This is a genomic window from Flavobacterium tructae, from assembly GCF_002217475.1.
GTDB classification, from domain to species: Bacteria; Bacteroidota; Bacteroidia; order Flavobacteriales; family Flavobacteriaceae; genus Flavobacterium; species Flavobacterium tructae.
The window spans coordinates 78,535-92,456 of sequence record NZ_MUHH01000009.1 but is presented as its reverse complement, the minus strand read 5'-3'; the positions used below and the strand labels follow the sequence as shown (position 1 = coordinate 92,456).

At 35.9% G+C, this 13,922-nt stretch carries 11 protein-coding genes; 3 read left to right on the top strand and 8 right to left on the bottom strand.

The annotated features are described in order from the left end of the window. Positions 1–72 precede the first annotated feature (72 nt). The 5 genes from B0A80_RS02140 to B0A80_RS02120 form a co-directional block, all read right to left on the bottom strand. Positions 73–1,902: an ABC transporter ATP-binding protein gene (locus B0A80_RS02140; protein ID WP_089076253.1), complete on the bottom strand. Its 1,830-nt coding sequence runs from the start codon at positions 1,900–1,902 to the stop codon at positions 73–75. Further along, complete coding sequence (locus tag B0A80_RS02135) at positions 1,899–2,939, bottom strand: PDDEXK nuclease domain-containing protein (protein ID WP_089076252.1); 1,041 nt, start codon at positions 2,937–2,939, stop codon at positions 1,899–1,901. The genes B0A80_RS02140 and B0A80_RS02135 overlap by 4 nt, the downstream gene beginning before the upstream one ends. A 4-nt stretch (positions 2,940–2,943) precedes the next feature. Continuing rightward, entirely contained in the window at positions 2,944–4,671 is a 1,728-nt protein-coding gene (locus tag B0A80_RS02130) for a phospho-sugar mutase (RefSeq protein WP_070907618.1), read from the bottom strand. A gap of 129 nt (positions 4,672–4,800) precedes the next feature. Beyond that, positions 4,801–5,757, bottom strand: a complete 957-nt coding sequence (locus B0A80_RS02125; RefSeq protein WP_089076251.1) for a glycosyltransferase family 2 protein — start codon at positions 5,755–5,757, stop codon at positions 4,801–4,803. Positions 5,758–5,765: 8 nt separating this feature from the next. Next, positions 5,766–6,296: a DUF4199 domain-containing protein gene (locus B0A80_RS02120; RefSeq protein ID WP_070907616.1), complete on the bottom strand. Its 531-nt coding sequence runs from the start codon at positions 6,294–6,296 to the stop codon at positions 5,766–5,768. A gap of 262 nt (positions 6,297–6,558) precedes the next feature. Here B0A80_RS02120 and B0A80_RS02115 point away from each other — a divergent pair, with 262 nt between their 5' ends. The 3 genes from B0A80_RS02115 (at position 6,559) to B0A80_RS02105 (ending at position 10,139) form a co-directional block, all read left to right on the top strand. Beyond that, the gene (locus tag B0A80_RS02115; RefSeq protein ID WP_008464817.1) at positions 6,559–6,813 is read left to right on the top strand and encodes a type B 50S ribosomal protein L31; all 255 of its coding nucleotides are present in this window, start codon (positions 6,559–6,561) and stop codon (positions 6,811–6,813) included. A gap of 293 nt (positions 6,814–7,106) precedes the next feature. Beyond that, on the top strand, positions 7,107–8,282 hold the full coding sequence (locus B0A80_RS02110; RefSeq protein ID WP_070907615.1) for a GlmU family protein: 1,176 nt from the start codon (positions 7,107–7,109) through the stop codon (positions 8,280–8,282). 222 nt (positions 8,283–8,504) lie between these two features. After that, on the top strand, positions 8,505–10,139 hold the full coding sequence (locus B0A80_RS02105) for an ABC-F family ATP-binding cassette domain-containing protein (protein ID WP_017498126.1): 1,635 nt from the start codon (positions 8,505–8,507) through the stop codon (positions 10,137–10,139). Positions 10,140–10,214: 75 nt separating this feature from the next. Here B0A80_RS02105 and B0A80_RS02100 read toward each other — a convergent pair whose 3' ends face one another. Genes B0A80_RS02100 through B0A80_RS02090 form a run of 3 tightly spaced genes read right to left on the bottom strand, consistent with a single transcriptional unit; the run spans position 10,215 to position 13,723 of the window. Continuing rightward, the gene (locus B0A80_RS02100; protein ID WP_089076250.1) at positions 10,215–11,372 is read right to left on the bottom strand and encodes an ABC transporter permease; all 1,158 of its coding nucleotides are present in this window, start codon (positions 11,370–11,372) and stop codon (positions 10,215–10,217) included. Between the two features lie 2 nt (positions 11,373–11,374). Beyond that, on the bottom strand, positions 11,375–12,328 hold the full coding sequence (locus B0A80_RS02095; RefSeq protein ID WP_089076249.1) for an HlyD family secretion protein: 954 nt from the start codon (positions 12,326–12,328) through the stop codon (positions 11,375–11,377). Between the two features lie 12 nt (positions 12,329–12,340). Beyond that, positions 12,341–13,723, bottom strand: a complete 1,383-nt coding sequence (locus B0A80_RS02090; RefSeq protein ID WP_089076274.1) for a TolC family protein — start codon at positions 13,721–13,723, stop codon at positions 12,341–12,343. Between the last annotated feature and the right edge of the window lie 199 nt (positions 13,724–13,922).

The following is a 13,922-nucleotide window of genomic DNA, read 5'->3' as shown; positions in this document are numbered from 1 at the left end:
ATTTTAATTCGTTGAGAGAAAAATAATCTGTGGTAATCTGTATAATTTGTGGCTAAGCCTGTTTGCTTATGTTTAGGACTCGAAAGACTGCATGGTAACCAGTTTGTTGTAGGTTCCGTTATGCGCAATCAGTTCGTCATGTGTTCCTTGTTCTACGATTTTTCCTTTTTGCATAACAACAATTAGATCTGCTTTCTGAATGGTTGAAAGTCGGTGAGCAATTACAATCGAAGTTCTGTTTTGCATCATATTCTCTAAAGCTACCTGAACAAATTTCTCGCTTTCAGTATCCAATGCTGATGTGGCTTCGTCCAGAATCATAATTGGTGGGTTTTTCAAGACCGCTCGGGCAATTGATAATCGTTGTTTTTGTCCTCCTGAAAGTTTGTTTCCGCTGTCGCCAATATTGGTGTAAATGCCTAATGGAAGTTCTTTTACAAATTCAAAAGCATTTGCGATTTTTAGTGCCTCGATAATCTCGTCGTCAGTTGCGTCGAGTTTTCCTAAGGCGATATTGGCTTTGATGGTATCATTGAATAAAATACTGTCCTGTGTTACCAGTCCCATCAAACTGCGAAGCGACTGTAAGTTCATGTCTTTGATATTAATGCCGTCAATTGAAATTGTTCCGTCGTTTACATCATAAAAACGGGTTAACAAATTGGCAATCGTACTTTTTCCACTACCGGATTGTCCAACAAGTGCAACAGTTTGTCCTTTTTTAATGTCAAGAGAAAAGTCTTTCAGAACCGTTTCGTCTTCGTATTTAAAGTTGATATTTTGAACGCTGATGTTACTGTCGAACGTTGTTTTTTCAACTGCTTTGTCTTTAGAGGTAATGGTATTTTCCTGTTCTAAAATTTCAAGAACACGTTCCGCAGCGGCATTTCCTCTTTTTACTCCGTAAGAAGCTTTAGAGATTGCTTTTGCAGGCGTTAGAATGTTATAAGCTAATCCCATGTAAGCAATAAAAGATGGGCCGTCGAGTGTTTTTTCAATCAGAACCATTTGACCTCCATACCAAAGTAATATCGCAATTACAGTAATTCCCATAAACTCACTGGCAGGCGAGGCTAAGTTTTGGCGATTTCCAATACTGTTGGACAGTTTGAAAAAACGTTCCGTTGAATTTTGAAAGATAGTGTTGAAGTAATTCTCAGCATTGTATCCTTTTACCACTTTTAAACCTCCAATCGTTTCTTCGATAGTCGATAAAAAGCTGCCTTGTTCCTGTTGAGCTTTACCCGATTGTTTCTTTAATTGTTTTCCGATTAAGGAGATAATATATCCCGAAACAGGAATAAAAACAAATACAAACAGGGTAAGTTTAGCACTGATGATTAACATAGCACATATCGTAAAAACAATAGTTAAAGGCTCTTTTACGATAAGTTCTAAGATTGCTAAAAACGAAGTCTGAACCTCATTGACATCGGCAGAAATTCGGGAGATAACGTCTCCTTTTCTTTTTTCAGAATAAAAAGCCAGCGGCAATTCCAATGTTTTTTTATACAGCGCATTTCGCATGTCTCTCAAAACACCATTTCGCAAAAAGTTAATGAAAAACATAGCCAGATAATCGGCTAAATTTTTCAATAAGAATATCGAAATGATAAGTGCCACCATCACAGAAAGTATAAATCCGGGATTATTAGGATCTGTATTTTTTGTAATGTAATAGCTTAGGTAGTTTTCGGCAAATTCTTTTGCATGGGTAATTCCTTCATAAGTCGGCATCACATAATTCTTCTTCGTTTTGTCAAACAAAACCTGAAGCATCGGAATTAATGCCATGAAAGAAAGCGTGCTAAAAAGTGCATACAAAATATTAAAAAAGATATTTAAGAATGCATATCTTTTATAAGGATATATAAAAGGAACTATTTTTTTGAAATTACTCATTTATTTTTGATGTTATTTTCTGCTATGGCAATTGCTTTTTCTAGCTTTTCTAATAATAATTTTTTTTCAGGTAATTGGGTTAAATAGGCTGATACTTTGATTTGTTCGTCATTGTCCAGCATTAGATAATTAATTTGTTCAGGTGATTTTTCACTGCATAAAATTAATCCAATTGGTTTGTTTTCTCCTTCTTTTTGTTCGTTTTTCTCTAACCAGCGTAAATACAATTCCATTTGGCCTTTATAGCCGGCTTTAAATTTTCCTAGTTTTAGATCGATAGCGACCAGAGATTTTAATCCCCTATGGTAAAAAAGTAAATCAATATAAAAATCTTCATCATCAATAGTAATTCTTTTTTGGCGGGCTAGAAAAGCAAATTCACTGCCCATCTCTGTGATGAAGTTTTGTAATTGAGCTAAGATGGAACTTTCTAAGTCTTTTTCGGAATAAGTGTCATGTAATCCTAAAAAATCTAAGAAATACGGATCGCGAAAAGTTAAGTCCGGACTAATTTGTTTTTCGTTTTTCAGTAAAGCTAAATCATTGATGATTGTTTCTTCGGGTTTTTTGCTGATCGCAGTTCTTTCAAAAAGCATGCTGTCCATACGTTCTTGTAAAGTTCGAACACTCCATCTTTCGTGAATACTCATTTGGATGTAGAATTCACGTTTTATATCATTTTCAATGTAAATTAATGATCTGATATGAGACCAGGTCAATTGTGCACACACTGTGTGCACAATTGTAAAGTCTTGTATTACAGTGTTTAATTTGATGAAACTATGTAAGTTTCTTTTGTTGAAACCAGTTCCGTATCTGTTTGAAAGATTAATGCTTAGATTCTGAATAAGTCTCTTTCCATAATCAGCCCGATCATTTTTTAAGATCTCTTCATTAATCGTTTTTCCAATCTTCCAGTATAAGAGCGTTAATTCCTGATTAACCGTTTTGGCAACAAAATGACGTGTTTGATCTATTAGCCCAATTATCGAGTCTAATAGTTCAGGTTTGTCATTTGTGTCAAGCTTGTCACTCATTGTTTTATTTCAATTGCATACCTGCAATAATGCTTTGTATCTTTTCGTCCAGGTAGCTTTCTGCCGCATCAAAATCCTCAACGGAATCCAACTGTGCATTAACGCTAATGTAGAATTTAATTTTAGGCTCAGTTCCGCTTGGTCTTGCGCAAATTTTAGAACCGTCTTCGGTATAATAAATCAGTACATTTGATTTTGGAATATCCATTACAGATTCTTCTCCTGTCAATAAATTCAAAGCAATTGATGTCTGGTAGTCTTCCATCATGATCACGCGTTGCCCGCTGATTTCTTTTAACGGATTGTTGCGCAAACTGATCATCATTTGATTGATTTCTTCCAGACCCTGCATCCCTTTTTTGGTTAAAGAAATCAAATGTTCTTTATAAAAACCGTTTTCAACATAAAGCTGAAGAAGCTCTTTGTAAACACTATTTCCCGCTGCTTTTGCCTGAGCGGCAACTTCGCAGATTAATAAGGTTGCAGCAACGGCATCTTTGTCTCTTACGGCATCACCAACCATGAAACCAAAGCTTTCTTCACCACCTCCAATAAATTGAAGTTGAGGAAAATCTTTGATCATTTTGGCAATCCATTTAAAACCTGTCAATCCTACTTTGCATTCAACACCATAATTGGTGGCTAATTCCATCATCATCGGAGTCGAAACAATGGTTGAGCCAATGAATTGTTTTCCGTTAATTTTACCTGCTTTTTTCCATTGTTTCAATAAGAAAGCAGTCATCATAACCATGGTCTGATTTCCGTTTAGTAAAATCAATTTGCCTTCGTTGTTTCTAACAGCAACACCAAGACGATCACAATCAGGATCCGTTCCGATTACAATGTCTGAATTCGTTTTATCAGCCAAAGCCAGAGCCATAGTTAAAGCTTCAGGTTCTTCCGGATTTGGAGATTTTACCGTTGGGAAATTTCCATCAGGAATAGCTTGTTCCGGTACGATGTGTACGTTTTTATAACCTGCCTGTGATAAAGTATCAGGAATAGATTTTATAGAGGTTCCGTGCAAAGAAGTAAAAACAATATGTAGGTTGTCTTTTGCTTTAGCAGGAGTATTGAAGCTTGCGTTTTCGATAGACGATTTTACAAAAGCTTTGTCGAGTTCGATATCGATATACTCGATGAGGCTTTCGTTAGCTTTAAATTTAATTTTATCATAGCCTAAATTCTCGATCGTGTCAATAATTGCAGTATCCTGGGGAGGAACAATTTGTCCGCCATCTTCCCAGTATACTTTATAGCCGTTATATTCCGGTGGGTTGTGAGAAGCAGTTAATACAATTCCGCATTGGCAGCCTAAATATTTAAGTGCAAAGGATAATTCCGGAGTTGGTCGCAAATCTGAAAATAAATACACGTGAATTCCGTTTGCCGAAAAAACATCTGCAACAACCTTTGCCAGAGTATTGCTGTTGTGACGACAATCATACGCAATGACTACTTTTAAAGGTTGATTTGGGAACGCAATATGTAAATAATCAGATAAACCCTGAGTGTTTTTCCCAAGGGTGTATTTGTTAATTCGGTTGCTTCCAACACCCATCACACCACGCATTCCGCCAGTTCCAAATTCCAGATTTTTATAAAAACTTTCCTCTAGTTCCTTTGGTGAGGTGGTCATTAATTCTTTAACAGCAGCTTGCGTTTCGCTGTCAAATGTAGGGGTTAGCCATTCGTTTACTGCATTTAGAATATTCGGTGCTATATTCATCATTCGTGTCTTTTTGTATTAAAATAATAAGTTTTTTATAGAGCTTATTCCCGCTATCTGTTTCAATCTTTTTCTTTTTAAAGGAAAAAGAAAAAGGATTTCCACTACTATCGGGGCTAGGGTTTTGCGTTAAAAATTAACCTCACGGGCTACTTTGTAACGAGCTTCGTTATTTTTGGTTCTCAGGATAATTTCACCCAGAAAACCAGCCAGAAACAATTGTGTTCCCAGTATCATGGTAGTTAAAGCAATGAAAAACCATGGGTTATTGGTGATTAGGCTGTATTTCATTCCATTATACATGTGGTATAGTTTTGAAATTCCGATATAACCCGCCAGTAAAAATCCGATGATAAACATTAAAGATCCAATGGCACCAAACAAGTGCATAGGTCTTTTTCCGAATCGGGATAAGAACCAAATAGTAATTAAATCAAGAAAGCCGTTTATAAAACGTTCCATTCCAAATTTAGTTTCACCATATTTACGGGCCTGATGAATAACCACTTTTTCTCCGATTTTATTAAAACCAGCATTCTTGGCCAAAACCGGAATGTAACGGTGCATTTCGCCCGAAACTTCAACGTTTTTAACTACTGCATTTTTATAAGCTTTCAGTCCGCAGTTGAAATCGTTTAACTCGACACCTGAAGTTTTTCTGGCGGCCCAGTTAAATAGTTTTGAAGGAAGATTTTTTGCTACAACAGAATCGTAACGTTTCTTTTTCCATCCTGAAACCAAATCAAATTTCTGAACTGTGATCATTTCATATAAACCAGGAATTTCGTCCGGGCTATCTTGTAAATCCGCATCCATAGTGATGATAACATCTCCTTGTGCTTTGGCAAAACCAGCATGCAGAGCCTGCGATTTTCCAAAGTTTTTCATAAAACGAATTCCTTTTACATTCGGATTTTCGTTAGAGAACCTTTCAATGATATTCCAAGAATCATCTGTACTTCCATCATCCACAAAAATGATTTCATAAGAGTAATTGTTAGATTGCATCACTTTAATAATCCATGAATAGAGTTCTTTTAGTGATTCCTCCTCATTAAGAAGCGGTATAAGTATAGATAAATTCATTTATTTTTTTATTCTTGTGTAGTTTTGCTTTTAAAAAATGCGGCGAAAATTAATCCAAAAATGGCACTGATAACAATTGCAAAAACAGATCCCTTTAATAATTCAATAGTCGAGTAAGGGCTGCTTTCTTTCATTTTGCTAATGGCCTCATTAATTGATGAAGCAGGTGCTCCAAATTTCTGCATCATGTTTGCAGTGTATTTGATCATGATTTCGTTTAAAGTATCTTTTGCTCCCGGATCAATAACGTTAAATAAAACAATATTAAATAAAGTAGAAATTAGAACCCCAATTACAGCAGCTATAAAGTAAGTGGTAAAAGCATCTTTGAAAGGGAAAACTCCTTTTAATTCTTTCTTAGTTTTAGAAAGTAAAACAATGCTGATTGTCAGACTGATTACAATACCTATGATACCCATCCACCAGGCTGTGAACAGATTCAGATCAATCGCGTATATCGTAGCAGTAAATAATGCAGATGCAATTCCAATCATTACACCGTAAGTAATTCCATTCTTTTTAATAACTTCATTGATCATATTTCTATATGTTTTAAAATTAATCCACAAATATAGTAATTACGAGTACACACCAGATAGATATTAAAAATTTTAATGCAAATCGCCAACTCGTTAAAAATATTGATTAAAAGATTTGTTAATTCGAAAAAAGTTGTAAATTTGCGCACTTAAAAATAATTAAAAGTTTTAAACAAAAAAAGAGTAGTGTTGTTTACACCTTTTTCTAACCATGGAAAAGCTTCAAAATAAAAATGCTCTAAACAATAAATAAAATAAAAAGATGAAAAAAGGAATTCACCCAGAAAATTACAGATTAGTTGCATTTAAAGACATGTCAAATGACGAAGTTTTTATCACTAAATCTACTGCAGATACAAAAGAAACAATTGAAGTTGACGGAGTTGAGTATCCAGTTGTAAAAATGGAGATTTCTAGAACATCTCACCCATTTTATACTGGTAAATCTAAACTTATCGATACTGCAGGACGTATTGATAAATTCAAAACTAAATATGCAAAACACGCTAAAAAATAATAGCGGTTTAAAATTATACAAAAGCCTTCCATTCGGGAGGCTTTTTTATTTAATACAAACAAGTACAAGGTTTCATGTAAAGCCTCTGTTTACAAAGCTTTGCGAGCTTTGTCCCTTTAAAAAGGCATACCTGCAAAAAAAACTTGGCGAACTTTGCGTAAAATCTTAGCGCACTTAGCGGTTAAAAAAAATGTACTATATCTGTTACAGTACAAATGACACAAATAAAATAATTGTAACTTTGAACCCGATAACCAAATCAAGATTTTAACAAGTATCAAATTTAATTATTTATGAATTACATTCTTTTTGACGGTCCCGTCCGGAATGCATTATTACCTTTTACTTTTACAAGACCTGTTGCCGACATATTAATTGGAATTATGACGATTCGCCAGAAATGGGAAGCACGTCTAGGTTCGACTATAACTACCATTACCGAAGATTATTTATCGCAAAAATTTCCGATGGTAGAAATGGAAGAGAATGTAATGATCAATGCAGCGTATTTACCAAATGATACACTTGCGGAGATGGTTTCAGATTTAAAGGCTAATCAGGCTATTTTTAAAGGGGATGATGTAATTGCTTTTTTTACCAATGAAAATCAGGAAGAAGTTGATTTTGATTCCTATGAAATCATTCCATACAATGACGCTTGTCTGACCGTAGAACATACCTGGGATATTTTTTCTAAAAATGATGCCGCGATCCGTGAAGATTTTCAGTATTTGACCGAAGACAGAAAATCGCAGCCAATTCCGAAAAGTGTAAATGTTATTGCTCCCGAAAACATATTTCTGGAAGAAGGTGCAAAATTAGAGTTTGTAACACTGAATGCTTCTAATGGGCCAATATATATAGGTAAGAATGCAGAGATTATGGAAGGGACTGTAATTCGCGGACCTTTTGCTTTATGCGAGAATGCACAGGTGAAACTAAACGCCAAAGTTTACGGAGCTACAACAGTAGGTCCCGGATCGAGAATTGGCGGAGAAGTGAAGAACTCAGTGCTTTTTGCAAATTCAAACAAAGGCCATGATGGGTTTTTAGGGGATTCTGTTTTAGGCGAATGGTGTAATATTGGAGCCGACAGTAACAATTCGAACCTGAAGAACAATTACGAAGAAGTGAAGCTATGGAGTTATGAAACCGAAGGGTTTGCTAAAACCGGACTTCAGTTTTGTGGTTTAATGATGGGAGATCACAGTAAATGTGGAATCAATACCATGTTCAATACCGGAACAGTAGTTGGAGTAAGTGCTAATATCTTTGGAAGCGGTTTTCCACGCAATTTTGTTCCAAGTTTTTCTTGGGGCGGGGCAGCCGGTTTTACAACTTATGTGACCAAAAAAGCTTTTGAAACAGCGAAATTAGTTATGGGACGCCGAAATATTGAATTTGACGAAACAGAAGCTTCAATTTTAGAACATATTTTTGAAGAAACTAAAAAATGGAGAAAAGACTAAATTAGATAATTAAGTAATTAGTCAATTAGATAATTTTAGCAAACCCGACAGGATTTAAAATCCTGTCGGGTTTTGTTTTGGAATAGGTTTTGAAAAATTATCACATTGCCACATTTTCTAATTATCTAATTGCCTAATTATCTAATTAATCTATCTTTGCACCACGAAAAAAATGGGTTATCAAATAAACGATTAACCGATTAAACAAATTCACAGAAAATAATGATTACAGTTAACGATATTTCGGTTCAGTTTGGTGGAACTACATTATTTAGCGATGTTTCTTTTGCTATCAATGAGAATGATAAAATTGCCCTTATGGGTAAAAATGGTGCGGGAAAATCGACACTTTTAAAAATAATTGCCGGTCAAAGTAAACCTTCTACCGGAAGTGTTTCGACTCCGAAAGATGCCGTTGTGGCTTATTTGCCTCAGCATTTGTTAACAAAAGATGGTTCGACTGTAATGGAAGAAGCTTCTAAGGCTTTTGGAGAAATTTTTAAAATGAAAGCTGAAATCGATGAAATCAATGAGCAATTAACGGTTCGTACCGATTATGAAAGTGATGCTTACATGAAATTAATCGAGAGAGTTTCAGATTTAAGTGAGAAATACTATGCGATCGAAGAAGTAAACTACGAAGCAGAAGTTGAAAAAATATTAACAGGTTTAGGTTTTGAGCGCGAAGATTTTACTCGTCAGACTTCTGAATTTTCAGGAGGATGGAGAATGCGTATCGAATTGGCTAAAATTCTTCTTCAAAAACCGGATTTGATTTTACTGGATGAGCCAACCAATCACATGGATATTGAAAGTATTCAATGGTTGGAAGAGTTTTTGGTTAATTCGGCAAAAGCAGTAGTTGTGATTTCACACGATAGAGCATTCGTAGATAATATTACGAATCGTACGATTGAGGTAACCATGGGAAGGATTTATGATTACAAAGCGAAATATTCTCATTATTTAGAATTGAGAAAAGACCGTCGTATACACCAACAAAAAGCATACGATGAGCAGCAAAAAATGATTGCTGATAACAGAGCTTTTATTGATCGTTTTAAAGGAACATTCTCAAAAACAGACGCCGTTCAGTCTCGTGTAAAAATGCTGGAGAAGCTTGAAATTGTTCAGGTTGATGAAGTAGATACTTCTGCATTGCGTTTGAAATTCCCGCCAGCGGCACGTTCCGGACAATACCCTGTTATTGTAAAAGAAATGTCTAAGGCTTATGGAGACCATGTGGTGTTTAAAGATGCTAATGTCGTAATTGAACGCGGTCAGAAAGTTGCATTTGTGGGGAAAAATGGAGAAGGAAAATCGACTATGATCAAAGCGATCATGAAAGAAATTGGTGTTGATTCCGGAAGTGTTGAGATTGGACATAACGCACAAATTGGATATTTTGCACAAAACCAAGCGTCATTACTAGATGAGAATGCTACTATTTTTGAAACGATTGATGCTATTGCAGTAGGAGATATCCGTACTCAGATTAAAAATATTCTTGGAGCGTTTATGTTCCAGGGAGATGATATTACCAAAAAGGTAAAAGTGCTTTCAGGAGGAGAAAAAACTCGTTTGGCAATGATTAAACTATTGTTAGAGCCTGTAAACTTATTGATTCTGGATGAGCCTTCGAATCACCTGGACATGAAAACCAAAGATATTATTAAAGATGCCTTACGTGATTTCGACGGAACTTTAATTTTGGTTTCTCACGACCGTGATTTCCTTGACGGCTTAGCGACTAAAGTGTTTGAATTTGGAAACAAACGTGTAAAAGAGCACTTTGAAGATGTTGCTGGATTCCTGGCACATAAGAAAATGGATTCTATGCGAGAAATCGAAAAATAATTTTCGTTTACTCTTAAGATACAAAAGCACAGGGATTAAATTTCTGTGCTTTTTTTATGTCTCGTAGTAAAGGAGCTAAATTTCTTTAAGTGCTTCTTTCTTTTTAAAGTATAAGGCAATGTAGGCAGCTACGGCACAGACGAGTCCAATGATGATCATGTTGCGGATTGAGGCTGTGGTTTGTGAAAATGTACCGTTCTCAATAATTAATATTCTGAAAGCTTTTAAAAAATGGGTGAGTGGAATTACATTGGCAATGGCTTGTACAGTCTGTGGCATCTGACTTAAGGGCCAGGTAAAACCGCTTAAGATAAAGCTTGGTGTGGCTATTACCATTAAAATCTCGGTTGCTTTTAACTGATTCGGAACTACGATGCTGACCAGAATTCCGATGAAAGAAGCCGCCAGCACAAAAATTCCGGCAATAAAAGTAAGAGGGGCTAAGTTTTCGTAAAAGGGAAGTCGGAACCACAAAGTGAAAAGCCAGTAAATGATCCAGATTCCAAAGCTCATAATCAGGTAAGGGATTATTTTTACTGCCAGCATTTTCAGAAGAGAGGGACATTTTTTTACGAGGTCTCTAAAAGTTCCGTTTTCAAATTCTGACGCAAATGAAAGCGCCAGTCCTAATAGTAAAACCTGTTGTAGAACAGTCGCTAAAACCCCCGGCCAGAGAAAATACATATAATTAGTACTTCGGTTGTATTTTTTGATAAATGTAGTTTTGAAGGGTTCGTATTGTGAGGCAAGCAAGTTTTCCGGAACTCCTTGTTTTCTTAAGGTTTCGATTTGAACGCCGGCCTTTAAAGTGCCCAGGCAAATTTGTATGGCTGTTGAGGCATAGTTAGCAGTGAGTACATTAGAGGTGTTAACTATAGTTGTAATTTCAGGATATTTTTTGGTGAGCGTCATTTTCTCAAAATCTTTCGGAATGATAACCACACAAGTGGCGTCTTTTTGTATGGCAATTTTTGAAAGATTGTTCTGGTCGTATAAAATGGAGGAGGCGGATAGTACTTCGTTGTCTTCAAACATCTGGATGGCTTTTGAGCTTAGTTCAGAACGGTCCTGATCGACTACAAGAATGGGTAAGTCAGTAACTTTGCCCTTCCCGTAAACGTAGCCTAATAAAACACCATATAAAATAGGTGCACCGATAAAAAGGATTCTCAGGACTTTGTTTTTCCAGAATAATTGAAATTCCCGTTTAAGCAATGAAAAGAAATTTTGCATAGTTAATGAGATAAGGTGACAGTCGTTTTCGTAATCAGATCCTTGGTTTGCTCCATATTAACAGGTGTTATTTTTATTTCAAACAAGCTTTCCTGCATTTCATAATCAGGATAGGCCGTAGCAATATTTCCGTAGGCTCCCAGTTGTTTTATCGTTGAGATTTTCCCTTTAATGTTTTCTTTTTTATAGGGAACATGAACGGTAATTTCCTGTCCTTTTTTAAATTCTCCCAATTGATTTTCAGGAATCGTAAAGCGAAAATAAATACTGTTGTCGATATATCCATTGAATAAAGTATAACCGGGTAGGGCCAGTTCGCCAAGATTTAAGGTGATGGTTTCGATACTCATATTTTGAGGAGCAATGATGTAGCGTTCCTTGTTGGCGGTTTCTACTTCTTGCAATGCTCCAAGCGCCCGGTCCTGTTGTCCGAGTGCCATTGTTTGCTGTTCGATTCGGGCTCCTTTTTTGGCATCGTCTAATTCTGCGACAACGGCGTTGTATTGTGCTTGTGCACCCTGATATTTGGCAAAAGTTTCATCGTAAGTTTGCTGTGATATAAGAGAATCTTTAAGCATATTGGTCAGTCGTCTGATTGATTTTTGTGCAAATTCGTATTGTTCTTTCAGTCCCGTTTTTTTAGCTTCCAGTTGCTTGATCTGGTTTTCGGTGGCCCCTTTTACAGCCATTTTGTATTGTGCCTTTGCTGAGACAACAGCTCCTTCGGCCTGGCTTTTTTTAGCGTCTACCTCAGGAATATCCAAAACAGCGAGCGTATCTCCTTTTTGAACCAAATCGCCTTCTTTGACCCATATTTTTAAAATCTTGCCCGGAATTTTACTCACAACGGCAATTTGTTCTTTTTCTATTTTTCCCTGAATTAAATTTCCTTTTTCTGTCTTTTGACAGGCTATGAAAAGAAAAATGATTGCGGTGCTAATGATTGCTTTTTTCATAAAACAGAACTTTTATTTGGATAGTTTTTTCGACAGATCGCCAGTGGCAATTATGGTTTCAATAGCGGCAAGTCTTTGCTCGATTAAAGTGGTGGTTTTGTTTACTGCCGCTTTATAAGAATCGTTTTCTGCCTCAAGTCGTTCCGATATGTTGATGAGGCCTTCTTTGTATTGTTTTATAGCCAGATTCAAATTGTTACTGGCGACTTTTTCCTGTTGTTGGGTGATGTCTATTTTTTGAGTCAGAACCGTATAATCGACAAGATTTTTTTCAAGAAGAAGTTCAAGTTTTTCTTTCGTATCATCGATTTGATTTTGTACCTGTTCAATATTAATCTTTGCTTCGTGTACTTTGTGCTTTCTTTCAAAACCGGAAAAGACTTCCCATTTCATAGCGGCTCCCACGATCCAGTTCTGACTTATGGTTAGTTCGTTAAGACCTAAATATAAGGCCTGATTGATTCCCGTAACAATGGGAGTCGTAGCATTGGCATTGAATAAACTTGAATAGGATACTCCACCAAAAGCTCCGAGTGTGGGTAAGTAAGTTCCTTTTTCCTTCTTTAATAAATATTCATAAGCCAATTTGAAAGATTCTAAAGCTTTTATTTCCTGCTTGTTTTGTGTGCTTAATTTCTCATCCGTAATTAAATAAGGGGTTAAAGTATACTGCACATGATCTATCTCGCTAATCGAATACCCAGTTAAATATTGAATTTTTTTATAAATTAGTTTCCGTTTTCCATCCAGTTCAATCTTTTTAGAGGAAAGTTCCAGTGCCGCTAGTTTGATCTTATCCCTGTCATACGGAATAGCAAGTCCTTGTTCAATTGCTTTTGTAACACGTTTGGTTTCCGTGTCCAGTCGATTTTCGCTTTCTTTAATAAGTTTGTCTATTACTTTTAGTAGCTCCAGTTGGTCAAAAGTGTTGATGACCTCTTTTGTGATGGCGTCTTTTTCGGATTCTTTTAAGAATACTGTTCCTTTCGTTTTCTCTTCGATGGCTTTCGCTCCGTTTGGGATTTGCATGCCGCTGAATAGTACCGTTTTAGCCATGACACTTCCTGTAAAAATGTTGCCATAGTTTTTAAAAGCGGTTTTTCCGTCAAACAAAGGATAGTTTACAATCGGAATGGTAGCTGTAGGAAGATCGACCGTGAGTTTGTTGTCAAAATAAGAATATAAGGCACTGGCTTCAATTGTTGGAATGTATTTGTTCCAGACGCCTTTCTCCTGAAGATTTAATTTTTCAATATCTAAATCTTTATTTTTTAAAGAAGTGCTTTTTTCAATAGCCTTCTGAATGGCTTCTTCCAGAGTTGAAGAAACTGCAATCTGACTTTGTACAGAGTGGAAAGAAAGAAAAAATAGAAAAGGGAATAAGTGTTTTTTCATTACAATTTTTATTTCTGTTATTGGACAAATCATTAAACAGGTTTTGTAAGATAGTACAAGAAATGGGAAGGAATCGAAAGAACAATTATTACAAAGTTAAGAATATAAGTCTTACATTAGTGCTGTTGAGATATTTAAAAAGTAAAATACATTTAAAACTTTTTTAGTACTTTATGCTTGTATTGTAGAAAGTTATCGG

What these genes read in the sequence shown, in the direction of transcription:
- B0A80_RS02140 (WP_089076253.1), bottom strand. Translation starts at nt 1,902, where the DNA reads ATGAGTAATTTCAAAAAAATAGTTCCTTTTATATATCCTTATAAAAGA.
- B0A80_RS02135 (WP_089076252.1), bottom strand. Translation starts at nt 2,939, where the DNA reads ATGAGTGACAAGCTTGACACAAATGACAAACCTGAACTATTAGACTCG.
- B0A80_RS02130 (WP_070907618.1), bottom strand. Translation starts at nt 4,671, where the DNA reads ATGAATATAGCACCGAATATTCTAAATGCAGTAAACGAATGGCTAACC.
- B0A80_RS02125 (WP_089076251.1), bottom strand. Translation starts at nt 5,757, where the DNA reads ATGAATTTATCTATACTTATACCGCTTCTTAATGAGGAGGAATCACTA.
- B0A80_RS02120 (WP_070907616.1), bottom strand. Translation starts at nt 6,296, where the DNA reads ATGATCAATGAAGTTATTAAAAAGAATGGAATTACTTACGGTGTAATG.
- B0A80_RS02115 (WP_008464817.1), top strand. Translation starts at nt 6,559, where the DNA reads ATGAAAAAAGGAATTCACCCAGAAAATTACAGATTAGTTGCATTTAAA.
- B0A80_RS02110 (WP_070907615.1), top strand. Translation starts at nt 7,107, where the DNA reads ATGAATTACATTCTTTTTGACGGTCCCGTCCGGAATGCATTATTACCT.
- B0A80_RS02105 (WP_017498126.1), top strand. Translation starts at nt 8,505, where the DNA reads ATGATTACAGTTAACGATATTTCGGTTCAGTTTGGTGGAACTACATTA.
- B0A80_RS02100 (WP_089076250.1), bottom strand. Translation starts at nt 11,372, where the DNA reads ATGCAAAATTTCTTTTCATTGCTTAAACGGGAATTTCAATTATTCTGG.
- B0A80_RS02095 (WP_089076249.1), bottom strand. Translation starts at nt 12,328, where the DNA reads ATGAAAAAAGCAATCATTAGCACCGCAATCATTTTTCTTTTCATAGCC.
- B0A80_RS02090 (WP_089076274.1), bottom strand. Translation starts at nt 13,723, where the DNA reads ATGAAAAAACACTTATTCCCTTTTCTATTTTTTCTTTCTTTCCACTCT.